The following is a 23,878-nucleotide window of genomic DNA, read 5'->3' on the forward strand; positions in this document are numbered from 1 at the left end:
CCACCGTGGCGCATTGACGCCTCGGCTGGGGCGAGTCCATCCAATTACAAGGGATGGGTTAGTAGCCGTTGGAGCCGTAATCGACCTGAAAGTCGAACCCGGTCAGGCGTTCCACACCGGTTTCCAGCCGCCCATCCGGCAACAACCGCAACCAGCGATACCCCGGCGCCTGCTCCCCGACCTTGAAGTCTTCGCTGCCCGGTTCGAACTGAATGCAGGTCGATGGCGAGGCGATCAGACGCACTCCGTTACTCAATTGATCGATTTCCTGATGCACATGCCCCCACAGCACGGCACGCACCTGTGGAAAACGATCCAGGACTTCAAAAAACGCTTCAGGATTGCGCAGACCGATCGGCTCCATCCACGCACAGCCGATCGATACCGGGTGATGGTGCAGGCACACCAGATGGTGCCGCTCTGGCGCTTCGCTCAAGGAACGGGCCAACAACTGCAACTGTTCATCCTGCAAATACCCCGGTACCGAGCCCGGCACGGCCGAATCGAGCAGGGTGACCCGCCAGTTGCCAACATCCACCACCGACTCCAGCAAGGCGCTCTGCACCGCGGCCTCGGCCATTATCCGCGGCTCGTCGTGATTGCCGGGAATCCAGCGCGCCGGCGCGTCGAGCTGTCGGGTCAACTCGCGAAACTGCTGGTATGACTCGAGCGTGCCGTCCTGTGACAAATCGCCGGTGGCCAGGATCAGATCGATCCGAGGCTGCTGCTCGCGTACCAAGTCGATGACTTTTTGCAGGCTGTCACGGGTATTCATGCCCAGCAGCATCCCGTCCGCTTCGGCGAACAGGTGACTGTCGGAGAGTTGCACCAGCAACGCCGGATCGGCGGTGGTCAAGTTGGATACGCTCGGCAAGGCGTTCTCCCAGGGCGTGATCGCGGGGTTGGAGGATGGCGCAATTATGCTGGGGGATGATCGAAAAGGGGAATCCGCGAACCTGACGCAGTTCACAAGAACGTCAACGGACCACTTCGTACTCGTGCCCCAACGCCAGGCAATGACTCAACCACTCGCCAAGAAACATGTTCAGCTGGGCCTTTTCGTCGGGCTGATGCATCGAGGCGTTCGGGTAAGGATAGATGCCGCGAAAGCGCCGCGCATGTTCGGCGCTGACCACTTCGGCCATGCACGCGTCGTGATAGACCTGCACTTCCAGTTGCGGCACCGGCAGCCAGGGCAGACTGTGCTCCTGGCGCACCTGCAGGGTCGTGGTGTAGGGACAGACCTGCAGCACCTCCAGCGCCAGCACGCCCAGCATCTGGTCGCCATGGGTCACGGCGATCCGCCGCGCCGCCGGCTCGCTGCGCATGTCCGGCAACAATCGCATCAGGCGCGCGTAGTTCGCCTCGCAGGATGCCTGTAGCCCCACGAGGTCCACCCGATAGCGATCGCGCAGCTTGTTTACGACCATAGCCCCCTCACTTCAACGCGGTTCAGTGCCAGCCATTGCAAGGCAATGATGCTGGCCGCGTTGGCAATACGTCCGTCGCGTACGGCTTGCAGGGCATCTTCGAACGCCCACACCGTGACGCGGATATCTTCAGCCTCTTCCTCCAGCCCATGCAGGCCGCCTACCCCACTACTATCGCAACGTCCCAGGTACAAATGCACGAATTCGTTGCTGCCGCCCGGCGATGGAAAATATTGGGTCATCGGCCACAGCGCCCCGATGACAAGCCCAGCTTCCTCCTGCGCTTCGCGGTGAGCAACTTCTTCCGGTTGCTCATCCTTGTCGATCAGACCAGCGACCAGTTCGATCAGCCATGGATTGTCGATCTTGCCCAGGGCGCCGACGCGAAACTGCTCGATCAGCACCACTTCGTCGCGTTGTGGGTCGTAGGGCAGCATGCACACCGCATCGTGGCGCACGAACAGTTCACGGCTGATTTCGCGGCTCATGCCGCCGGCGAACAGTTCGTGGCGCAAGTGCACGCGATCGAGCTTGTAGAAACCCTCGAAGCACTTTTCGCGCCGAACGATATCCACGGCGGTCGGAATGGCTTTGGCAAAATCAGTCATGACTATCCTCGTATCTGACACCGAGGCTCCAACCTCGACTTCGCGCCATCCTAACGCGCCCGTGAGGTTTGATGCAGCCCCTTTACCTTCATCGAGATGGACGGTGAGGGCGAAACCCACTCTAATTAGCTTAGTGGCGAACTGACTGCTCCGTTGACAGTCGAAGCGGGTAACTTTTCGCCTTTCCCTGTTTTATGAAGGACGCCCATGTCGCTTTTTAAAATTGCCTCCGTGGCCGCTCTCGCCCTGACCCTGGGCGCTTGCCAGAGCCTGTTCCAGCCCAACTATCGCGCGCCGCTGGAAACTACCCGCGACGCCACCGAGCAACTCAAGCCAGGCTGTACGGACCAGGACTGTCCGCTGGTGAACATCGATACCCTGCACTTCCCCGCCGAGCCTGAACTGGACGGCATCATCGAAAAACGCCTGCTGCAAATGACCCGCACCTCACCCGACGCCCCGGTGGCGCCGACGCTGGCGGCCTATCGCGAACAGTTTTTGCGCACCGCAGGTCCGCGCAACAGCATTTACCTGCAGGCCAAGGTACGTGAGCAGCATGACGGACTGGTGATCATCGAGTTGTCCAGCTACCTGGACACCGGCGGCGCCCATGGCACGCCGGGTCGGGGGTTCATCAACTACTCGCGTCAGCAGCATAAAGTGCTGACACTGTCGGACATGCTGGTGCCCGGGCAGGAAGAGGCGTTCTGGAAAGCCGCGCAGGTGGCGCATAACAGCTGGTTGATCAGCACCAAGCTCGATCAGGAACCGGAGTTCGTCAAGAGCTGGCCGTTCCAGAAAACCCAGAACGTGGCGCTGACCTACGGCGGGGTGATCCTCAAGTACGAAACAAGCAGCATCGCGCCTTACGCGCTGGGCCATGTCGAACTGAAGATCCCCTACCCTCGCCTGAATGGCATCATCAAGCCCGAGCTGTTTCCCGGCCGTAACTGAAGGCCCGGCCCAGCACCAGTTGCAGCAGCCCTGCCAGGATCAACGCCGGCAGGGTTGCGCCGATGTCCGGATACAGATTGGCCAGCAAGTGATAGGTGCTCACCCCGCCCAACCAGGCGAGCAGCGCCGGCCAGCGCAATGCGGCTGACGCCACTTGGCCACTGCGTTTGCGCAGGATGAAGTGATCCACCAGCACCACGCCGAACAGCGGCGCAAACACCGATCCGATCAACAGCAGGAAGTTCTGGTACTGGGCCAGTGGCGCCAGCAAGGCGATCAGGGTGCAGATCACGCCAATGGCCAGGGCCAGGTGCTCGACTTTCAGGCGCAACAGGATCCCGCTGGAAACGGCTGCCGAGTGAATGTCGGCAAAGGCGTTTTCCGACTCATCGAGCAGGATCAGCAGCAGCGGAATGCCCAGGCCCGCACCCGCCAATGCCAGCAGCAAGGCATTGACTTCACCGCTCGGCGCGAATGCCAGGGTGTAGGCCACGCCCAGGCTCATCAGCCAGAAATTACCGATGAAGAAGCCAATCGCCGTCCCGCCGAAGACATTCTTCGCACGCTTGCCGAAACGCGAATAGTCGGCAATCAGTGGCAGCCACGACAGCGGCATCGCGATAGCGATGTCGAAGCCCACCGCGAACGGCATCGAACCGTCACCGGCCTGCGCCCACAAGGCAGCCAGGTCGGCTTTGGCGAACAGGTTCCAGGTCAGCCAGATGCACGCTGCCAGCAACAGCCAGATGCCCCATTTACGCAGGATCTGGCGCACGAAGGTCAACGGACCGCTGACGGCCAACAGGGTCGCCAGTGCGCCGAAGAACAGGGTCCACAGCACTGGATTGGACAGTACGCTACCCTCGCTGAAGGCCTTGGCGCCCAACAGACTGGCGGCATCGCGCATGACGATGATCTCGAACGAGCCCCAACCGATCAGTTGCAGCAGGTTCAGCACCGCCGGCAGGCTGGCGCCTTTGCTGCCGAGGCTGAGTTTGAGCGCGGCCATGGATGACAGGCCGGTGTCGCTGCCGATCACGCCGACGGCAGCCAGCAGTAGAACGCCGACCAGCGTGCCGAGGAAAATCGCCAGCAGCGAGCCGGACAGGCCCAGGCCTGGCGCGAGCAGTGCGCCGGTCTGCAGGACCATCAGGCCGATGCCGAGGGAGAACCACAGGGAAAACAGATCGCGGCCGCCGAACACACGTTTGTCGGTCGGCACCGCGATGTCGGGGGAATAAGTACTCGGTTGAATGCTCAAGGGTGTTATCTCAGAGGGACATTTGTTGTTGTGTTGATCGCTATCGCCAGCAGGCTGGCTCCCACAGGGGACTTGTGAAACTCACAGATCCAATGTGGGAGCCAGCCTGCTGGCGATGGGGCCTGTGCAGGCCCCACCCTTTCAGGTCAGATCAAACTTTCTGATACAGCTGACTGCCTTCCTGCTTGAAGCGCTCAGCCTGTTCGGCCATGCCCTGGGCAACATCCACGTCGACCGCCTCGATCCGTTGGTTGGCCGCATACTCGCGGACTTCCTGGGTAATTTTCATCGAGCAGAATTTCGGCCCGCACATGGAGCAGAAGTGCGCGACCTTGGCCGAATCCTTCGGCAGCGTCTCATCGTGATACGAACGGGCGGTATCCGGATCAAGGCCCAGGTTGAACTGGTCTTCCCAACGGAATTCGAAACGCGCCTTGCTCAAGGCATTGTCGCGGATCTGTGCGCCCGGATGCCCCTTCGCCAGATCGGCGGCATGCGCGGCGATCTTGTAGGTGATGATCCCGGTCTTGACGTCATCCTTGTTTGGCAGGCCCAGGTGCTCCTTGGGCGTGACGTAGCAGAGCATGGCGCAACCGAACCAGCCGATCATCGCCGCGCCGATACCGGAAGTGATGTGGTCGTAGCCCGGCGCGATGTCGGTGGTCAGCGGGCCGAGGGTGTAGAACGGCGCCTCGTCGCAGCATTCCAGCTGCTTGTCCATGTTCTCCTTGATCAACTGCATCGGCACGTGGCCGGGACCTTCGATCATGCACTGCACGTCGTGCTTCCAGGCGATCTTGGTCAACTCGCCGAGGGTCTCCAGCTCGCCGAACTGCGCTTCGTCGTTGGCATCGGCAATCGAGCCAGGACGCAGGCCATCACCCAGCGAGAAGCTGACGTCGTAGGCCTTCATGATTTCGCAGATGTCTTCGAAATGGGTGTAGAGGAAGTTTTCCTTGTGGTGCGCCAGGCACCACTTGGCCATGATCGAACCGCCACGGGAGACGATGCCGGTCACGCGCTTGGCGGTCATTGGCACGTAGCGCAGCAACACGCCGGCATGGATGGTGAAGTAGTCGACGCCCTGCTCGGCCTGCTCGATCAGGGTGTCGCGGAACAGCTCCCAGGTCAGGTCTTCGGCGACGCCGCCGACTTTTTCCAGGGCCTGGTAGATCGGCACGGTACCGATCGGCACCGGCGAGTTGCGGATGATCCACTCGCGGGTTTCGTGAATGTGTTTGCCGGTGGACAGGTCCATGACCGTGTCCGAACCCCAGCGAATGCCCCAGGTCAGTTTCGCCACTTCTTCTTCGATGGACGAACCCAGGGCGCTGTTGCCGATGTTGCCGTTGATCTTCACCAGGAAGTTACGGCCGATGATCATCGGTTCCAGTTCGGTGTGGTTGATGTTGGCCGGAATGATCGCGCGGCCGCGGGCGATTTCGTCACGGACGAATTCCGGGGTGATGATTTTCGGCACGCTGGCGCCGAAGCTGTGGCCGGCGTGTTGCTGGTCCAGCAGGCCGGCGGCGCGGGCCACTTCAAGCTTCATGTTTTCGCGGATGGCGACGTATTCCATCTCGGCGGTGATGATGCCCTGGCGCGCGTAGTGCATCTGGCTGACGTTGGCACCCGGCTTGGCGCGACGCGGGTTGTTCACGTGGGCAAAACGCAGCTTGGTCAGCTCCGGGTCGGCGAGGCGTTCCTGGCCGAAGTTGGAGCTCAGGCCGCTCAGGCGCTCGGTGTCGCCGCGGGATTCGATCCAGGGCGAGCGCACATCGGCCAGGCCTTTGCGCACGTCGATGATGACGTTGGGGTCGGTGTACGGGCCGGATGTGTCATAGACCACGACCGGCGCGTTGACCTCGCCACCGAAGTCGGTTGGCGTCACGTCGAGGCTGATTTCGCGCATCGGCACGAGGATGTCCGGGCGAGTGCCCTGGACATAGATTTTTTGCGAGCGGGTAAACGGCTGCACCGATTGTTGATCGACCTTGGCCGAGTCACTCAGGTTGGTGGCGATTTTTGCTTTTGTAGTCATCACGGGCTCTCCAGACAGCATCCAGGCAGTGGAATTTTGTCGGAGCGAACCTGTAAACGAATGGACGCACGGGCGCTGAAAAACCAGCTGTGCTGTGCTCAGTGCTCGAGGGGTGTTCGATTGTCGAACAACATCCCGGACGAAGCACAAGAGGACTCGCCGGGTGACGAGAAATCTTGTTCCCTACGCAGGCGCTAACCTGATCAGGTTCAACGGGATCCGAAATTATTCGATCTCAGCCTCATAGCAAGGCACCCCGACAAGAACCCGGCCAGTCTAGACACAACTGGCAGAGAACGCCAACTCCGTTGCAAACACCGTGATGAATGGCGCAATTAGCGCGATCGCCAGGATTGTTGCCGCTCCAATGCACAACTACACTCGCTACGCCAAGCTGCGCATTGACGTTGCACAGGCAGCGCCTTAGCCTTGGCGCTCAAATTACTTGTGTAATATTTTTACTAGGGAACGCCTATGCTGCGCAAACTCTCACTGGCCCTTGCCGTGTCTTGTGCGTCCAATGGAATGGCCTGGGCAGCAGAAGCGCCCTTATCGACCAGGACCGATCTGGTCAGCGTCTACCAGGAAGCGGTGAACAACAACGCCGACCTCGCCGCTGCCATCGCCCAATATGGCGCCCAGAAGGAAGTCGTGCCCCAGGCCCGTGCCGGACTGCTGCCCAATCTGTCGGGCGGTGCCGATGTTGCCAACGTACGCACGGCGATCGATCAGCCGTCGGCCACGGCCAACCGTAATGCCCATTCGTACCAGGCGACCCTGGCGCAACCGCTGTTTCGCGCCGATCGCTGGTTCCAGTTCCAGGCCGCCAAGGACGTCAACGAACAGGCCGCATTGCAGCTTTCCGCGACCCAGCAGAACCTGATCCTGCAGACGGCCGACAGTTACTTCAACGTGTTGCGCAGCCAGGACAACCTGGCCTCGACCAAGGCCGAGGAAGCCGCGTTCAAGCGTCAGCTCGACCAGTCCAACGAACGCTTCGATGTCGGTCTCTCGGACAAGACCGACGTACTGAACTCGCAAGCCAGCTACGACACCGCACGCGCCAACCGCATCGTTGCCCAGCGCCAGGTGGATGATGCCTTCGAAGCCTTGGTCACCCTGACCAACCGTCAGTACAACTCGATCCAGGGCATCAGCCACAACCTGCCGATCCTGCCGCCCGCGCCGAACGACGCCAAGGCCTGGGTCGAAACGGCGGCCAGGCAGAACCTCAACCTGCTGGCCAGCAACTACGCCGTCAGCGCCGCCGAGCAAACCGTCAAGCAGCGCAAGTCCGGCCATGCGCCGACACTCGACGCCGTGGCGCAATACCAGAAAGGCGACAACGATGCACTGGGTTTCAGCAACCCGAGCGCCTTCGGCCAACCGTACAAGGGCGACGTCGAGCAGACCTCGGTTGGCCTGCAACTGAACATCCCGATCTACAGCGGTGGCCTGATCAATTCCCAGGTGCGCCAATCCTATGCGCAGCTGGACCAGACCGAGCAGCAACGCGAATCCCTGCGTCGACAAATCGTCGAAAACACCCGTGACCTGCACCGCGCGGTGAATACCGATGTCGAGCAGGTGCAGGCGCGCAAGCAATCGATCATCTCCAACCAGAGCGCGGTGGAAGCGACCGAAATCGGCTATCAGGTGGGCACGCGAAACATCGTCGACGTGCTGGATGCACAGCGCTCGCTCTACACGTCGGTGCGTGACTACAACAACACCCGCTACGACTACATCCTCGACAACCTGCGCTTGAAGCAGCAGGCCGGTACGTTGAACCCGGGGGACTTGCAGGATCTGGCACGCTGGCTCAATCCCAACTACAACCCGGACAAGGACTTCCTGCCGCCGGATCTGGCGAAGGCCGCGGCTGAGCAACTCAAGGCAAGGCCTTAAAAGCAAAAGATCGCAGCCTTCGGCAGCTCCTACATTGGAATGCATCCCCCTGTAGGAGCTGCCGCAGGCTGCGATCTTTTTGTTTCTAACGGTCGATCAACCGCCCCAACCCATCCAATAACCGCTGCAGCGCCCCCTGATTGGCGCGCATCACCTTCAACCCCGCTTCCGACATCCGCTGCGCATCGCGCGGCAATTCGAACAGGCGCTGCACCGCCACCGCCAGACCTTGCGCATCCTCAACCTCCTGCAACGCCCCGGCACTGCGCAACTGCGCTGCGATTTCAAGGAAGTTGAACAGATGAGGGCCGCTCAGCACTGGCTTGGAGAGTGCCGCCGGCTCAAGCAGGTTATGCCCGCCATTGGGCACCAGGCTACCGCCGACGAACGCGCTGTCAGCCAGGGCATAGAGAAACAGCAACTCGCCCATGGTGTCACCCAGCAGCACCGAAGTCTTTGCGGTTACGGGTTCGCCCGTGGAGCGACGGACTGTTTCGAAACCCTGCTGACGGCACAATTCGAAAACCGGGTTAAAGCGCTCAGGATGGCGCGGCACCAGAATCAGCAAGGCATCGGGATGGCTCGCGAGCAACTGGCGATGGGCTGCCAGGACCACCTCGTCTTCGCCATCGTGGGTACTGGCGGCAATCCACACCGGGCGTTCCTGCGCCTGCCATTGCCCGCGCAACTCGGCGGCACGCTGCAACAGTTGCGGGTCGATGGTCAGGTCGAACTTGATCGAGCCGGTGACTTCGACGGTTTCCCCCCGCGCGCCCAACTCACGAAAACGCTGGGCCTCGGCTTCGGTCTGCACCGCAAACAGGCTCATCTCGGCGAGCATCGGAGCGGTCAGTTTTCTGAAGCGACCATAGCCCCTGGCCGAACGCTCGGACAGCCGCGCATTGGCCAGCGCCACGGGAATCCCGCGCTTGGCGCATTGATGGATATGGTTGGGCCAGAGTTCGGTTTCCATGATCACCGCCAGTTTTGGCTGGACGCGATCAAGAAAACGCTTGGCGGCGCACGGCAAGTCGTACGGCAGATAGCAGTGCTGGATGCGCGGCTCGTTGGCGAACAACGCCTGGATGCGCTCCGAACCGGTGGGGGTCATGCAGGTCACGGTGATCGGCAGCTGTGGATAACGTTGCAGCAAGGCGCGAATCATCGGCGCGGCGGCAATGCTTTCGCCTACGGACACCGCGTGCACCCAGATTCCTCCGGGTTTCATCGTCGGCATCCCGTAGGAGAAACGCTCGCCGATGCGCTTGGCATAGGCCGGCGCCTTGCGCGAGCGCAGCCACAGCCGAATCGCCACCAATGGCAGCCCCAGGTAAAACAGCACGGTGTAGAGAGTTCTATTCATGGCGGCGGAGTTTATCGGTTTTTTCACCGATCGCCTGCAGATGCACGGCAAAACGTTCCGCCAACCAGCGAGCCGCCGGACCCAGCGGCTCATCGCGCCGCCAGACCAGTTCCACCACCAGGGCCGGCGGGGTCCATTCGCTGACCAGTTCGACCATCAAATCCTGATACGCCGGGTACTGAACTACGTGCCGTGGCAGCCAGGCCCAGCCAAGACCGCGCACCAACCATTCAGCCATCACATAAAAGCTGTCGGCCCGCCAGACCTGCGGGCTGGCCGGTTCGCTGCCGGGGTAGACGCTGGACTGCGTGGACATCAGCAACTGGCGATGCTGCGCCAGTTCCTGGCAGTTCACTTCAGCCTTTGCCGCCAATGGATGCCCGACGCCGCATACCGTGACCATCTCGACACTGCCCAGCACCCGCCGCTCCAGGGCTTCAGGAATTTGATCGTGGTAAAACAGCAAACCCAGATCGGCCCGACGCTCCACCAGTTTGCGCGCCACATCGCCTTGGGCAGCGCTGGTCAGCTGCACTTCAATGCTGGGAAATTTTTCCGCCAGGGCTTCGAAGCTTTCGATGATCGGCTGGTACGGCATCGCCTCATCCTGGGCCAGGCGCAGACGGGCCTCCTGGCCGCGCATCATCGCCAGCGCCCGGCCATTGAGACGCTCACACTGGCGCAGCACCTCCCGCGCCTCTTCCAGCAAGGCGTTGCCGGCCTCGGTGAGTTTCGGCTGGCGGCCGCTGCTGCGGTCGAACAGGCTCACGCCCAGGTCTTCCTCCAACAGCGCAATTGCACTACTGACCGCCGACTGGGCTTTGCGCTGGTCCCGTGCCACGGCAGAAAACGAGCGTTGCTCCGCCACGCCGACAAACAGGCGCAGTTGTTCAAGGTTCCATTGCATCGACAAACCCATCTTCAGAACAGATAGGTAATGACTTTACCGCATCTGGAGAATCTCTAGAATGCCGAACTCAACAAGCAACACTTCATACGAGGATTGACCCATGACCGCTTACTACTACCTGGCCATTGCCATCTGCGCCGAAGTGATTGCCACTGTTTCGATGAAAGCGGTCAAAGGCTTCAGCACCCCGCTGCCGCTGCTGCTGGTGATCGTCGGCTACGGCATCGCCTTCTGGATGCTGACCCTCGTGGTGCGCAGCGTACCGGTGGGCGTGGCATACGCGGTATGGGCCGGCATGGGCATCGTGATGGTCAGCGTCGCGGCGCTGTTTATCTACGGGCAGAAGCTGGATGTGCCGGCGATGCTGGGGATGGCGCTAATCGTCCTGGGTGTCGTGGTGATTCAGTTGTTCTCCAAAACCGCCGGACACTAAGACTCACGCACAATCCAATGTGGGAGCGGGCTTGCTCGCGAATGCGGTGTGTCATCCAGCGTTGAAGCCGACTGACACGACGCCTTCGCGAGCAAGCCCGCTCCCACAATTGATCACCAACAAATCCACGCTTCTTCGAGTCTGTATACTGCGCCCTCGTCTTGAACACTGAGGTCGCCGCATGCCATCCGTTATTTCCACCGACGTTCTCATTGTCGGCGCTGGTGTCGCCGGCCTCTGGCTGAATGCGCGCCTGCGCCGCCAGGGTTTTTCGACCGTGCTGGTGGAAAGCGCCAGCCTAGGCGGCGGGCAGAGCGTGAAGTCCCAGGGCATCATCCATGGCGGAGCCAAATATGCTCTGCATGGCGCACTGACCGGCGCCTCGGAAGCCATTGCCGACATGCCGCGGCGCTGGCGTGAAGCCCTCGCTGGCGACGGCGAACTGGACCTGTCGGGCGTGCGTCTGCTGTCCGAGGCCCACTATCTCTGGTCACCGGGGACCATTGCCGGCAACCTCACCAGCTTCTTCGCCAGCAAGGCCGTGCGCGGTCGCGTCGATCAGGTCAAGGGCGACCAATTGCCACCGGCCCTGCAAGACAAACGCTTCAAGGGCAAAGTCTATCGCCTCGCGGAACTGGTGATCGATGTACCGAGCCTGATCCAGCGCCTGGCAGACCTCGCGGGCGACGGCCTGCTCGCCGGCCAGAAGATCGAGCCGTTGCTCGAGGGTGGCGTGCTGGTCGGCCTGAAGGTGGATGAACGCGAGATCCGCGCCCAACGCATCGTATTGAGCGCCGGTGGCGGAACGGCGGCGTTGCTCGAAGCGCTGGGGTTGACCCAGCCCGCCATGCAACGTCGCCCGCTGCACATGATCATCGCCAAAGGCCCAAGCCTCAAACCGCTGTACGCCCATTGCCTGGGCGGCGGAACCAAGCCGCGCATTACCGTGACCACACACCCGGCGGCCGATGGCCAGTGGGTCTGGTACCTGGGCGGCGACATTGCCGAAGCCGAAGGCGTGGCCCGTGAACCCGCCGAACAGATCGCCACCGCGCAAAAAGAACTCGGCCAGTTGTTGCCATGGATCGACCTCAGCACGGTGCAATGGGCAACCCTGCGCGTGGACCGCGCGGAGCCATTGCAATCGGGGCTGACCCGCCCCGACAACGCCTTTGTGGCCGAGGAAGGTCGCCTGCTGGTGGGCTGGCCAACCAAACTGGCACTGGCGCCGGACTTCGCCGACCGGGTGATCGCCAGCCTCGCCCGCGATGGCATTCAACCGGGCCCCGCCAGCGCATTGCCGCCGCTGCCAAAACCGCCGATGGGCGTCCCGGCCTGGGAGCAACTGCTGCCATGAGCCAACCGACTTTGCACGACCTTCACCGCCCCTTGGGCAGCACTGGCCTGACAGTATCGCCACTAGGCCTGGGCACGGTAAAACTCGGCCGCGATCAAGGGGTGAAGTACCCCAACGGTTTCCAGATTCCCGATGATGACGAAGCGCGCATGCTGCTCAAACTCGCGCGTGATATGGGCATCAACCTGATCGACACCGCGCCGGCCTATGGTCGCAGCGAAGAGCGCCTCGGCCCGCTGCTGCGGGGTCAGCGTCAGGATTGGGTGATCGTCAGCAAGGTCGGCGAAGAGTTTGCCGACGGGCAGTCCCGCCATGATTTCAGCGCCGCCCACACCCGCCTCTCGGTGGAGCGCAGCCTGCAACGCCTTGAAACTGATTTTATCGACCTGGTGCTGGTGCACTCCGACGGCAACGACCTGGCGATCCTCAACGACTGCGAAGTCTACGCAACCCTTGCCGCACTCAAGGCCGAAGGCAAGATTCGCGGCTTCGGCTTTTCCGGCAAAACCGTCGAAGGCGGCTTGAAGGCGCTGGAGCAAGGTGATTGCGCCATGGTCACCTACAATCTGAACGAGCAAAGCGAAAAGGCCGTGATTGACTATGCTGCTGCTCACGGCAAAGCCATTCTGGTCAAGAAAGCCCTCGCCAGCGGTCATGTGTGCCTGAGCCCAGGCGTGGACCCTGTGCGCGCCAGTTTCGAGTTGTTGTTCGAACATCCCGGCGTGGCCAGTGCTATTGTCGGAACGATCAACCCGCTGCACCTCGCCCATAACGTGGCGACCGTTGCCCAGGTCCTACGTAGCCACTGATGCCGCCCCACGCGGCCTAAAGCAGGAGCCGACATGCCGCGTACGCTCATTAGAAAGAACCCGAGCAACTTCAAGACCCTGCCGTTATTCGTCGAAGCGACTCCCGAAGGCCTGAGTTATCAGAGCGTCGGGAGGCCGCTGAATTTCTCCCAGATCCTGCAACGTCGGCGCCCGGTGACCGTCGCCGATACGCAACGCTTTTCCCTGGAATTGGCCAACCTCGGGGTTTCGGTTCGCCTGACACTGCATTGGCAGAATCGCGATTACTGGGTACTGGTGCGCCAACGGCGGCAGGACCGCGGCGACGTGGTGCTCAAGCTGATTTCCGGCTACGTGCCGGCCCATGAGCTGAACCTGCCGTTGCACACGGCCATCCAGGAAATTGCCGAGGAATGCCTGCTGGAAACCCCGGAAGGCTGGCTCGGCGGACGCTTCAACGACACCTGGCTACCCGCGCCCTACTCCAGCGCCCTGCACTACCGCGAAGCCCTGCCGTTTCGCCTGTCGCCGCTGTCCGGCTCGGCACGTCCGGTACGTTGCGCCAACCTGCCATTGATCGAACGGCCACGGGCCTACGTGCACTTGCCGACCGCATCGCTGCAGTTGATCTACGACTTGCGCCTGGAGGTGCCCAAGGAAGCCAAGTCCCTGAGCCTGTTTCACGTCGACGAACGCCTGGAAGGCGATCAATTGGTCGCCCGCCTGGATCGCAAGCGTCCCGACCTGTACCTGATGCCTTTGCAGGATGGCCACCCCCTGGCCGAGCTCTACACCTTGAAAAAGGATCAATTGCACCCGGCGAGCACGCGTGGGCTGTACCTGGCCGAAAGTTTCGCCCGGCAGGAAGGCTGGCTGGTGAAAGATGAGCGGATTCGCTGGAAGGACTGGGTGCGGCAGCAGGGTTTGACGCCGCCGGGGAAGGCTTCGGGATTGGCGCGATTGCGTGGCAAGGCCAGGCAACTGCTGAAGAAGATTGTGCCGCGTAAAAAGGTCAACTCTTAAAAGCAAATGATCGCAGCCTGCGGCAGCTCCTACAGGGTCACGTGCCGCAAGTTGCGATTTTTTTTGGGTTTATTCGGACTTGCGGATCTTCTCGACAATGGCGGTCGTTGAGCTGTTTTCCACCAGCCCCAGCACTTTCACGGTCCCGCCGTAAGCGGTCACGATGTCCGCACCGACCACTTGGTCAATCCCGTAGTCCCCACCCTTGACCAGCACGTCCGGCTTGACCTCGCGCAGCAGGTTCTCCGGTGTGCCTTCAGCGAAACTGATCACCCAATCGACCGCGCCCAGACCTGCCAGCACCGCCATGCGCCGGTCGACACTGTTGATCGGACGGCCGGGCCCTTTCAGGCGGCTGACCGACGCATCGTCGTTGACCGCGACGATCAGGCGATCGCCTTGCGCCCGCGCCTGCTCCAGGTACGTCACGTGCCCGGCATGCAGGATGTCGAAGCAGCCGTTGGTGAAGACGATCTTCTCTTTATGCGCACGCGCATCATCGACTGCCAGCAACAGCTGCTCCAGGCCCAACACGCCGCGCTCGGAGCCTTCTTCACGCTGGATAGCCCGACGCAGTTCCGGCGCGCTGATGGCCGCCGTACCAAGCTTGCCGACCACGATGCCGGCCGCCAGATTGGCCAGGCCCACCGCGTGCGGCAGCTCTTCACCCGCAGCAATCGCCGCTGCCAGGGTGGAAATCACCGTATCGCCAGCACCGGTCACGTCGAACACTTCACGGGCGCGTGCCGGCAGGTGCAATGCCGGATGATCAGGCCGCAGCAGGGTCATGCCGTGCTCACCACGGGTCACCAGCAAGGCGCCAAGGTCCAGGTCGTGCATCAGCTGCGCGCCTTTGCTGACCAATTCGTGCTCATCGGCGCAACCACCGACGATGGTTTCGAATTCGCTGAGGTTCGGCGTGATCAGGCTCGCTCCGCGATAAATGGAGAAATCCTTGCCCTTGGGATCGGCCAGCACCGGAATGCCACGGGCGCGGGCGGCCTGGATCAACACCTGATGGTTTTTCAGTGCGCCCTTGCCGTAGTCGGACAGCACCAGCACCTTGATGCCTTCGAGCAGTTCGTCGACTTGCACGGACAACGCCAGGGAGTCGGTGGCGAACGGTTCTTCGAAGTCGATTCGCAGCAGTTGCTGGTGACGACTCATGACCCGCAGTTTGACGATGGTCGGCTGGTGCGCGATGCGCTGGAACAACGCGCGCACACCGGCCCCCTTGAGGCTATTGACCAGGCTGTCGGCGGCTTCATCGTCGCCGGTGACGCCGACCAGCGAGGCCGGCGCGCCAAGGGCGGCAATGTTCAACGCAACGTTGGCGGCACCGCCCGGGCGGTCCTCGATGTGTTCGACCTTGACTACCGGTACTGGCGCCTCAGGGGAAATCCGTGAGGTACCACCATGCCAGTAACGGTCGAGCATGACATCGCCGACCACCAAGACAGGGGCTTGATCGAATCGCGGCATGGACAACTTCATGGAGCAACCCACATACAAAATGAACAGGGGCGCGATATTAACACAGGGTGGGCACAGGCTTGTGTGACGGCTGCAACGGGATCTTGCGTCAAGGCTTTTTGATCAATTATTGAGCAAGAATCGCGCATGGATTCACTCGAGCGGCGCATTGCACGCCGGCTGAGCTTCAGGGTGAGCCAGGCTCACCCTGAAGTCGGTGTCAGGCGATGTCTTCGGCCGGCGTATCGAGCCCCATCGCATGCAGGCGCGAATAGTAGCCATTTTGCGCCAGCAATTGCGTGTGGGTGCCACGCTCGACGATTTCACCCTGATCCATCACCAGAATCAGGTCGGCCTTTTCGATAGTCGACAACCGGTGAGCGATGACCAGCGTGGTACGACCTTTCATGACTTGATCCAGGGCTGCCTGAATGTGCCGCTCGGACTCGGTATCGAGCGCCGAGGTGGCTTCGTCTAGAATCAGCAACGGGGCATTTTTCAGCAAGGCCCGGGCAATCGCCAGGCGCTGGCGCTGGCCGCCGGACAGCAGTACGCCGTTTTCCCCGACCTGGGTATCCAGGCCTTGCGGCATCTGCGCGATGAAGTCCATGGCATAGGCGTCCGCAGCAGCCTTTTCAATGTCTGCACGAGGTGCGCCAGCCAGGTCACCGTAGGCGATATTGTTGGCGATAGTGTCGTTGAACAGGGTCACATGTTGTGTGACTTGTGCTACGTGCCGACGCAGGTTGCGCAGGCGGTAGTCTTCGATTTCGACATCATCGAGCAGGATCTCGCCGACTTCATGATGGTAGAAGCGCGGTATCAGGCTGGCGAGTGTCGACTTGCCGCTGCCAGAGCGACCAACCAGTGCGATCATCTGCCCTGGCGCCGCAGTGAAGCTGATGTTCTTCAGCACTTCACGCTCTGTCCCGGGATAGGTAAAGCTCAGGTTGCGCACTTCCAGGTAGCCATTGACGCGGTCGCGCTCAACGGTACCGTGGTCGACTTCCGGCTCGACGTCCAGTTGCTCGAAAATGCTTTCGGCACCGGCGACACCTTTCTGAATGGTCGAACTGACTTCCGACAGCTGCCGGATCGGCTTGGGCAGCAGACCCGCCGCCGTGATGTAGGCCACCAGGTCACCGGCGGTGGCATCACCGCGCAGGAACAGCACCAGGAACATCAGCACGGCCATGGCGGTGTAGATCACCAACTGCAACATCGGCGTGTAGACCGCCCCGGTCTTGGTCATGCGCAGTTGCTTGTCGGTATTGCCCTGGCTGGCTTCGGCAAAGCGCCGCTCTTCATAGCTCTCGCCACCGAAGCTGCGCACCACGCGATAACCCTGGATGGTCTCGGACGCCACATGGGTCACATCGCCCATGGCCACCTGGATCTTCTTGCTCTGCTTGCGGAATTTCTTGCTGGTGTTACCCACCATGAGTGCAATCAGCGGCAGGATGGCCAGCATCACGATGGTCAGTTTCCAGTTCATCCACAGCAGGTAGGCAAACAGGAAGACCACGGTAAGGCCTTCGCGAATCACCACCTTGATTGCATCGGTAGCGGCACCGGTCACCATGGTCACGTTGAACGTGATGCGCGAGATCAGATGCCCGGAATTATGCGTATCGAAATAGCGGTTTGGCAGAACCAGCAACTTGTTGAACAACTCGACCCGCAGGTCATGCACCAGCCCCAGCGAAACCTTCGCCAGGTAATAGTTGCCAAGGAAGGAGCCCAGGCCTTGCCACGCCGCGATCAGGATGATCAGCAATGGCACGGCCATCAGCAGCTGCAAGTCCTTCAGATAAGGGACGTTGGGGAAGAGCACCGCTTCAGGATTGCTCAGGCCATCGACGAAATATTTGAGAATCCCCGCCAGCATCGGCTGTGTGGAGGCAAAGATCACGAAGCCCACGATACTCAGCAAGAAAAGGCCGAGATAAGGTTTTACATACCCCAATAGCCGAAAATAGATTTTCAGGCTGGAGTCCTGTCCCGCTTTGGGCGGTGCGTCACTCATCGTAGAGCTCACTGGTTAGGAAGAACGCGAAATTTTATCACAAGCGTCGGGATTGGCCCGCGCCCATACCAAAACACTGGCCAGGCCAATGGGTAACCAGCTGATAAACCATTCGGCCCTCGGTGTCCCGTTCAGGCTGGCGGCATCGAATTGCATCGCCAGGGTAGAGAACAACCAGATGCCGATAATTCCCTTGGCATAGAGCGTTTCCCGAACCTTCCAGGCCTCGCGCAGTACTGCGATCCAGGTCGCCACCCACAACAACAACCCTGGCAGGCCCAATTCGATGGCTACGTGGGTGAACAGGTTATGGGCGTGGTCAAAATGCTGCCCATCGGCGAACACATTGTAGTTACTGCCAAGGCCCAGGCCGCGCCATGGGTGTTCCGCGATCATTTGCAAACTGGCCATCAGGATCTGCGGGCGATAGGAAACACCGCGCGACAGGACCAGGGATTCGAAAAGCCAGAACGCCAGCATCGCGATGATCAATGCGAGCGCCGCGATGACGCAACTGCGCCGGTCACGGCACCAGATCGGCATGGCCAGTATCGTGAGGAACAGTGCCAAGGCAGCGCCGCGACTCTGGCTGAGCAGAACAAATACACCCAGAAGGCACAACGCAACGGCACAGACCACCTGCATCACGCCCGTACGCGGTGTCCAGAGTACCAGCCACACGGCTGCCAGGCCGATGACGTAGCCGCCCAGGATCGGATGGGACAATTCGCCCAGCCCTTCCACGCGTGAAACCCAGACGTTGCCATGCATTCCATAAAATTTGACGATCGCCACCAGCGCCGTGACAGCCAGCCCTATACCTCCCCATTGCATGACGCGGATCACGCGCTCGGGTCGGGCATTGGCGAAAACCGGAAAGAACAACAGGAACACCACGATGTACAGCACGCGCTTGGCTGCGCGATCAGGATCAGGCGTGTTCGACCATGAAAGACTGAGCAGTGACCAGATCACCAGCCCCAGCAACGGCAGGTAGATCCAGCGCTGTTCATGGAACAATTCCCGAAGCCGGGCCCGTGCGGACCAGCAGAGCATGATTGCAGGCAACCAGAGAAACACCACCAAGCCTTGCTGATAGAGCTTGTTGGTAGGCGCAATGGCGATGGCCAACAAAAACCACAAAAGACCTACTGTCATCCATGCTTGCGCCCAACGAGTTTCTTGCATCAAATTGCTCCTGTAAGCGTTCGCTCACCCAACCCGACATGGTTAAAGCTGAATTTTTTCGGCATCATTGCCCGCCATGGCGCCCCGTTCTTCCAACAAGGCTTTCTACGATGCAATGTTCCCGGCTCCCTCAAGCCACCCTGAATCAAATGATTGACGGCGCCAAAGTATTGGAGGCCGACAGTTACGGGCCAAAAGTCTACCTGTTGCAAGACGGGAATATCCTCAAACTGTTTCGTCGCAAGCGTATATTTTCATCCGCCTTGTTTCGGCCTTACTCGAAACGCTTCATCGACAATGCCGTCGAACTGCAGAAGCTCGGCGTGCCGACCTTGCAGGTCCTGCAGTATTACCGACTGCAGGCGCCCGGCATGACAGCCGTGCTGTACCAGCCGCTGCCAGGCCAGACCCTGCGCCAGATCGCCAGCAAGGACGGTTTCAACTGGCCGCAAGCCTTGCCTGAGCTGGCCGGACTGATACGTCGACTGCATCAATCGGGGATTTACTTCCGCTCACTGCACCTGGGCAACATTGTGATCACGCCCGACAATCAAATGGGCCTGATCGATGTGGCTGACATGCGTTTCCTGCGAGCCCCCTTGCCTCGGCATCTGATCAAACGCAACCTGCAACACTTCGCGCGCTATATTGCACGCGAGAACCTGAACGACACCTTTCCGATGCAAGCATTGGAGCAGGCAGTGCTGCCCTCATGAGAGTAGTGCACGGGCGGTCTGGCTGAAGCTCAGCCAGGCTTGATCCGGCCCTAATGCCTGGAACTGATCAGCGGCGACCGCTGCGGCAGAGACGCTGAACGCTCGCAAGATCGCGTCGCGCCAGGCGTTCACGTCATCAACCGGGGCGTACCAGCCACTATCGGCCAGCTGTTCGCGAAATACCGCCAGCTCACTGGACAGTACCGGAACCCCCGCCATGACCGCCTCCTGCATGATCAGCCCCAGACCTTCCTCCCGCGACGGGATCGCGACCCAGTCGAACGCACGATAAAGACGCGCCGCATCATCAAGATGGCCCGGCAGCAAGACTTGCCCATGCAGCCCCAGCTCATCAATACGAGCCTGCAGCGAGGCTCGGGTGCTGCCTTCCCCGACAATGACCAATCTCAGGTCGGGGCGCTCCCGCAATGCCGCCGCAAAAGCATCAAGCAGGCAGCCGAAGCCCTTTTCCGAAACCAGGCGCCCCACCGCTCCCAATACCGGCCCACCGTCCGCAGGCAAGCCCAATCGGGCCCGCGCCTCTTCCCGAGGAAGCAAAGCGCAACAGAAGGCGGCAGGCTCAAAGGCACTGCGCAAGGTCATGACCGGTATTTGCAAGTCACTGCTCAGTGAGGCTGCGAGGGTGTTCGACACTGCAGCCAAGGCCAGCTGGGAAGCCGGGAGCTGTTGAAAGAGCACTCGATCACCCGCATGCAGCCGAGTCGCCCCATGAAAGATGACCACGACGCGGATATGCGGCAAGGACTTGAGTATCGGTAACAGCGTGCGCGCTACGCCCAATCCGTCGAGCAACAACAGTCGTGCGTCGCTGTCCTGGAGGGCGCGGTGAAAGCGGGCTCGCATCCAGGGTTTGGTCAATCGCCAGAAATGCCGCCCTTTCAATCGGGCAGAAGACAATCCCCACTCGCGTATCTCACCGACGTCCACTCCGCATTCGGCGGCGTCTCCCTGGAGCAACCAGGTTTTCACCGGGGCCGAGGGCAAGGCTTGAGACAGTATCTGCTGATGCACCTTGTGGATCGAGGCAAACGGAGCACCACCTGCCCACATCACGTTGAGAATACTCATAGGGCAAGCAGCCAATACAAAAGGTTATGGGGATAAGCTGCGGTGTCGCTACTTGATGGACCAGCCAATGCAGACTCCCAACAACAAAAACAAAACGAACTTGACCTGTTCGCGCCGGCTGCGACGCGCCTTGCGCTGTCGCTCTACAGGCGTTTGCACGTGCAGGCCAAACCCGGTGTGCATGACTGCGTCCGCTTCAAGCGTCAGGGCAGTCAGGTTCAACTGTGCGTATCGCTGTGACAGCGCTTTCTCGCCAGCGTGCCCGGAAAAAGGCGCGCACAATCGATATTCCTTGACCCGTCGCAGGCCTGGGTTCAGCGAGAACCCCTGCCACTCCGGCTTGTCGGAAATCAATGGATGGCAAGCCACTCCACCGACGACTTCACGCGGCCCCAGATGAATGTAGGGGCTGTGAACCCGCAGATCATGAGTATAGCTACGCAACCATACTTGCAGGATTTCCGGGCGAGATTGGAGAACGGTCATGGAGTCCTCCACAAACCCTGGGCGGTAGAATTCCCAGTCATCCTCGCAATGGAAGATATAGCTCGTGCTGACGTGTTCGTACGCCAGGTCGATCGACGCCAGCTGACCCAGCTTGGGTCGATTGACGAAGACCGTACAGTGATCCTTCCAGTGGGCTGGAATCACCGCGTGTACCTCTGCGTCACCTGCATCCTCGGTGATGAACACTTCGCGGATGGGCGCCGTATTGAATCGATCGAAGCTCTCGAGGGTGGTCTTGAGCAGGTCCAGGCGACCACAGCTTGTGACCACCAGCGTGATGTCACTCTCGTGGGAAAAATGCACGGTTGTCTCAACAAAGTAGAAGTGGCCAGCAATATCAATGGCTGGCCAACGCTTGTCAAACACCCAAATTGAGTCGAATTCTTTCCAACAGACTCAACGGCGCGCGAGGGCGCAGTGCAGGCTCAAGTTCTTCGACGATACGTTGGCCGATGCGGGCAAAGCTGAATTGGTTGACCGCCAACTCCCGACCATTGCGAGCGATGCTCTGCGCCAGTTGCGGTTCGCTGCGCAGTCTGGCCAGTTTCTCCTGAAGCTGCGCAATGTCCTGGTAGAACACCACGTTGTGCATGTCCTGCAAGCCAAGCGCCTGGTTTTCCGCTGCGCCCTGATCATAAGCCAGCAAGACACAGCCACAGGCCATGGCCTCGAAATTCTTGATCATGAACTCGCCCATGCCGACGTCGGCACTGACGAAAAAGCGAATGCGGTTGAGCGTATCGCGGTACTCCTCGCCGGATTTGGTGCGAGTCACCACCAAAGGCTCGACGCGACCCAGTTCATCGAGCAAGGCCTTGCGACCGCTGTAGGCGACGCTGTTGGTACTGCCGACGAACGCCAGCTCGATATCCCGCTCGCGCCCCTGATCCGCAAGTTGCGTCTGGTCATAGCCCTTGGGCACGAACACCGCATCGAAACCCTCTGCACGCAGGCGCTCGGTGACAACGAAGCCGGAACTGATGACCCGCGCCCAGGGCAGGCGACGGTAGTGCGCGCTGAACTTGCCGGTGTACTTGCAAGGAATGTAGTTCTGGTAAGCATCGTGTTCGAGAATGACCAGGTTGGGAATCGTGCGGATAAATCCGACCTGGCGGATCTCCTGCTTGAAACGCAGGAAAAACACGATCCGGTCGTATCGGGACACATCGACTTCACGCCGGAAATAACTGCGCAGGTTGCGCTGTTCCTTGCTGCTCAACCACCGCAAGTCGCACTCGCAATGAGCCGCGACCCCGTCGTACAGACGGTCCAGAATGGCCCGCTGATCTTTCTGCACCAGAAATAGAACTTTCATCGTCTTCCTTGCCACAACAGGCAAATGGAGCAACACCTGAATCCGAACCTGCCGCCAGGCAGCCGACCTTCAGGCCCATGACACCTTACAAACGCCAAAACAGTTCCTGGCGTCGCACAGCCTTGCGAAAAAATTCATTATCGCCGTATGGCGAACCGCCCCGCCCCGCGAGCAACCGCTGCAAACCACGCCGCAGGCGACGCTTGAAGGGAGCCGGTGGCTGCAGGTCGTGCATCATTGCCAATGCCATGGCCTTGTCACGCTGCTGCGCCAGGGAAAGCTGCAGACACCAGGGATGCATCTGCTGGCCCGGATCGAACACAGGAGGAAGGGCAATACCGGCTCCGGTGTCACCCATGGGCCAGCGATCGTTGTCGTGCAGGTGATTGGCATACCCCAACAGCGTCGGCTGCCAATCAAGACCCTTTAGCGCTTCGAGCACCGCGGCCTGCGCGCAAATGTGATCGGGATGGGGGTCGAGGGTCGGGTGCGGCAACACGATCACCTCAGGCCGAGCCCGCAGCAGCAGGGCTTGCAGATCCGCCAGCAGGTTGTTCCAGGTGGGCGCGCCATCGACATCGCCCGGCAGGCCAAACGGGTTCAACTGACGAAACAACCGGGTGTCGTCCAAATCCGCTTCCCGCGAGCCTATCGGCTTGGCGGGCGATGCCTGCATGGCCGCCAGTTGCAGGCAGAAATAGCCCAACTGCACGCAATGGGCTTGCGGTACACCGGCCCAGCGCGGCACGGCGATGCTGTCCCAGGCGCGCAACCGGCCTTTGAGGCGCGCCGCCTCGACCTTGTCCATGCCCATGCGCTGATAATGTTCGGCTTCGATTTCACCGGCGGTGAGCGTCACGATCCAGGTCTCGTCCGCCTGGCTGTACAAACCGTAGGCCGCCAGCTCGGCATCATCGGCGTGCGGGGCGATGACCATCACCCGTTGCCGGCGAAAGTCCGGATGCTCGAATGCCCACAGGACCGGCTCGCCCACCAGCCGGCAGAAACGCCCGCGCAGACGCAACTCACCACGCGACAGCACCTGAGCCTGGCCACTGAGATTGAGGTAACGCAGGCCGTTCACACCCCGCTCGAAGGTCTGCCGGTCCGGGTTATCGCCACCCAACAACTCGACCATAGGATCGAAGAAGCGTCCCAGCCACGTGCTTTTTACCTTCAGGGCCAGCACCAGCGTCGCGTCGTCGACCAGCATGACACCCTCGTCCAGGCGCAGATGCTCCCCGTTCAGGTGCACCTTGGGCTGCGGAGTGTAGGGAGGAAAAGTGTATTGATAGTGGTCGTTCGGCGAATAGAACAGGTGATCGGCAAACCAGGCTTCGTGGACCACCCAGCCCACCACCGCCAGCACCAGCGGCAACCACCACGCCACCAGGATGCCGCAAAGGATCAACAGCACCAGTGCGACCAGCAGACCGATGCGTTTGTTGCGCCGGTGGCGCTTGAGCAATTGCTGTTTGCGGTTCATGG

Annotated in this window: 21 protein-coding genes and 1 riboswitch; of the genes, 7 read left to right on the forward strand and 14 right to left on the reverse strand. The window is 60.8% G+C overall.

The genetic code is table 11. From position 1 onward, the window contains the following. Window positions 1-58: 58 nt before the first annotated feature. The 3 genes from cpdA to SOP95_RS26945 form a co-directional block, all read right to left on the reverse strand. Window positions 59-874 carry a 3',5'-cyclic-AMP phosphodiesterase gene (cpdA, locus tag SOP95_RS26935; RefSeq protein WP_323608913.1) on the reverse strand — a complete coding sequence of 272 codons (816 nt, stop codon included), beginning with the start codon at window positions 872-874 and terminating at the stop codon, window positions 59-61. Window positions 875-977: 103 nt separating this feature from the next. Next, window positions 978-1,430 carry a DUF1249 domain-containing protein gene (locus tag SOP95_RS26940; protein WP_008063540.1) on the reverse strand — a complete coding sequence of 151 codons (453 nt, stop codon included), beginning with the start codon at window positions 1,428-1,430 and terminating at the stop codon, window positions 978-980. Then, the gene (locus tag SOP95_RS26945; RefSeq protein WP_274076011.1) at window positions 1,421-2,038 is read right to left on the reverse strand and encodes an NUDIX domain-containing protein; all 618 of its coding nucleotides are present in this window, start codon (window positions 2,036-2,038) and stop codon (window positions 1,421-1,423) included. Before SOP95_RS26945 ends, SOP95_RS26940 begins: the two co-directional genes overlap by 10 nt. A gap of 207 nt (window positions 2,039-2,245) precedes the next feature. Between SOP95_RS26945 and SOP95_RS26950 the strand changes: the two genes are divergently transcribed. Beyond that, window positions 2,246-2,992 (forward strand): RsiV family protein, encoded by a 747-nt coding sequence (locus SOP95_RS26950; RefSeq protein WP_323608915.1) that lies wholly within the window; start codon window positions 2,246-2,248, stop codon window positions 2,990-2,992. On the opposite strand, the gene cytX is transcribed toward SOP95_RS26950, so the two are convergent. Continuing rightward, entirely contained in the window at window positions 2,961-4,253 is a 1,293-nt protein-coding gene (cytX, locus tag SOP95_RS26955) for a putative hydroxymethylpyrimidine transporter CytX (protein ID WP_274076013.1), read from the reverse strand. The genes SOP95_RS26950 and cytX overlap by 32 nt on opposite strands. A gap of 151 nt (window positions 4,254-4,404) precedes the next feature. After that, a complete protein-coding gene (gene thiC, locus SOP95_RS26960) occupies window positions 4,405-6,294 on the reverse strand; it encodes a phosphomethylpyrimidine synthase ThiC (RefSeq protein WP_034148712.1) in 1,890 nt (629 codons plus the stop codon). A 163-nt stretch (window positions 6,295-6,457) separates the two neighbouring features. Beyond that, a riboswitch (TPP riboswitch) is annotated at window positions 6,458-6,563 on the reverse strand. A 205-nt stretch (window positions 6,564-6,768) separates the two neighbouring features. On the opposite strand from thiC, the gene SOP95_RS26965 reads away from it, so the two are divergent. Next, entirely contained in the window at window positions 6,769-8,202 is a 1,434-nt protein-coding gene (locus SOP95_RS26965) for a TolC family outer membrane protein (RefSeq protein WP_274076014.1), read from the forward strand. Window positions 8,203-8,287: 85 nt separating this feature from the next. Here SOP95_RS26965 and waaA read toward each other — a convergent pair whose 3' ends face one another. Together waaA and SOP95_RS26975 are read right to left on the reverse strand one after the other, a co-directional pair. Beyond that, a complete protein-coding gene (gene waaA, locus SOP95_RS26970) occupies window positions 8,288-9,565 on the reverse strand; it encodes a lipid IV(A) 3-deoxy-D-manno-octulosonic acid transferase (RefSeq protein WP_274076015.1) in 1,278 nt (425 codons plus the stop codon). Beyond that, a complete protein-coding gene (locus SOP95_RS26975) occupies window positions 9,558-10,472 on the reverse strand; it encodes a LysR family transcriptional regulator (RefSeq protein WP_274076016.1) in 915 nt (304 codons plus the stop codon). Before SOP95_RS26975 ends, waaA begins: the two co-directional genes overlap by 8 nt. Before the next feature lie 103 nt (window positions 10,473-10,575). Between SOP95_RS26975 and SOP95_RS26980 the strand changes: the two genes are divergently transcribed. From SOP95_RS26980 to SOP95_RS27000, 4 genes are all read left to right on the forward strand, one after another. Next, on the forward strand, window positions 10,576-10,908 hold the full coding sequence (locus tag SOP95_RS26980; protein ID WP_008004867.1) for a DMT family transporter: 333 nt from the start codon (window positions 10,576-10,578) through the stop codon (window positions 10,906-10,908). 181 nt (window positions 10,909-11,089) lie between these two features. After that, window positions 11,090-12,265 carry an NAD(P)/FAD-dependent oxidoreductase gene (locus SOP95_RS26990; RefSeq protein WP_274076017.1) on the forward strand — a complete coding sequence of 392 codons (1,176 nt, stop codon included), beginning with the start codon at window positions 11,090-11,092 and terminating at the stop codon, window positions 12,263-12,265. Next, complete coding sequence (locus tag SOP95_RS26995; protein WP_274076018.1) at window positions 12,262-13,074, forward strand: aldo/keto reductase; 813 nt, start codon at window positions 12,262-12,264, stop codon at window positions 13,072-13,074. Before SOP95_RS26990 ends, SOP95_RS26995 begins: the two co-directional genes overlap by 4 nt. Before the next feature lie 33 nt (window positions 13,075-13,107). Continuing rightward, window positions 13,108-14,076, forward strand: coding sequence for a metal ABC transporter ATPase (locus SOP95_RS27000; protein WP_274076019.1), 969 nt, complete (start codon window positions 13,108-13,110; stop codon window positions 14,074-14,076). A gap of 69 nt (window positions 14,077-14,145) precedes the next feature. Here the strand turns inward: SOP95_RS27000 and hldE are convergent, their stop codons facing one another. From hldE to SOP95_RS27015, 3 genes are all read right to left on the reverse strand, one after another. Then, window positions 14,146-15,570, reverse strand: a complete 1,425-nt coding sequence (gene hldE / locus SOP95_RS27005) for a bifunctional D-glycero-beta-D-manno-heptose-7-phosphate kinase/D-glycero-beta-D-manno-heptose 1-phosphate adenylyltransferase HldE (protein ID WP_274076020.1) — start codon at window positions 15,568-15,570, stop codon at window positions 14,146-14,148. A 199-nt stretch (window positions 15,571-15,769) separates the two neighbouring features. After that, the gene (msbA, locus tag SOP95_RS27010) at window positions 15,770-17,575 is read right to left on the reverse strand and encodes a lipid A export permease/ATP-binding protein MsbA (protein ID WP_274076021.1); all 1,806 of its coding nucleotides are present in this window, start codon (window positions 17,573-17,575) and stop codon (window positions 15,770-15,772) included. A gap of 15 nt (window positions 17,576-17,590) precedes the next feature. Continuing rightward, a complete protein-coding gene (locus SOP95_RS27015) occupies window positions 17,591-18,763 on the reverse strand; it encodes an O-antigen ligase family protein (RefSeq protein ID WP_323608917.1) in 1,173 nt (390 codons plus the stop codon). A 110-nt stretch (window positions 18,764-18,873) separates the two neighbouring features. Here SOP95_RS27015 and SOP95_RS27020 point away from each other — a divergent pair, with 110 nt between their 5' ends. Continuing rightward, window positions 18,874-19,479, forward strand: coding sequence for a toluene tolerance protein (locus SOP95_RS27020; protein WP_274076131.1), 606 nt, complete (start codon window positions 18,874-18,876; stop codon window positions 19,477-19,479). Here the strand turns inward: SOP95_RS27020 and SOP95_RS27025 are convergent. The 4 genes from SOP95_RS27025 to SOP95_RS27040 form a co-directional block, all read right to left on the reverse strand. Next, window positions 19,474-20,568: a glycosyltransferase gene (locus tag SOP95_RS27025; protein ID WP_323608918.1), complete on the reverse strand. Its 1,095-nt coding sequence runs from the start codon at window positions 20,566-20,568 to the stop codon at window positions 19,474-19,476. The two genes, SOP95_RS27020 and SOP95_RS27025, sit on opposite strands and share 6 nt — an antisense overlap. Window positions 20,569-20,616: 48 nt before the next feature. Beyond that, complete coding sequence (locus SOP95_RS27030) at window positions 20,617-21,378, reverse strand: glycosyltransferase family 2 protein (protein WP_274076024.1); 762 nt, start codon at window positions 21,376-21,378, stop codon at window positions 20,617-20,619. A 55-nt stretch (window positions 21,379-21,433) separates the two neighbouring features. Continuing rightward, complete coding sequence (locus tag SOP95_RS27035; RefSeq protein ID WP_323608919.1) at window positions 21,434-22,390, reverse strand: glycosyltransferase; 957 nt, start codon at window positions 22,388-22,390, stop codon at window positions 21,434-21,436. Between the two features lie 85 nt (window positions 22,391-22,475). Beyond that, window positions 22,476-23,876, reverse strand: a complete 1,401-nt coding sequence (locus SOP95_RS27040; RefSeq protein ID WP_323608920.1) for a PIG-L deacetylase family protein — start codon at window positions 23,874-23,876, stop codon at window positions 22,476-22,478. Between the last annotated feature and the right edge of the window lie 2 nt (window positions 23,877-23,878).

Source organism: Pseudomonas sp. YuFO8, from assembly GCF_035065025.1.
In the GTDB taxonomy this organism is placed as follows: domain Bacteria; phylum Pseudomonadota; class Gammaproteobacteria; order Pseudomonadales; family Pseudomonadaceae; genus Aquipseudomonas; species Aquipseudomonas putida_AE.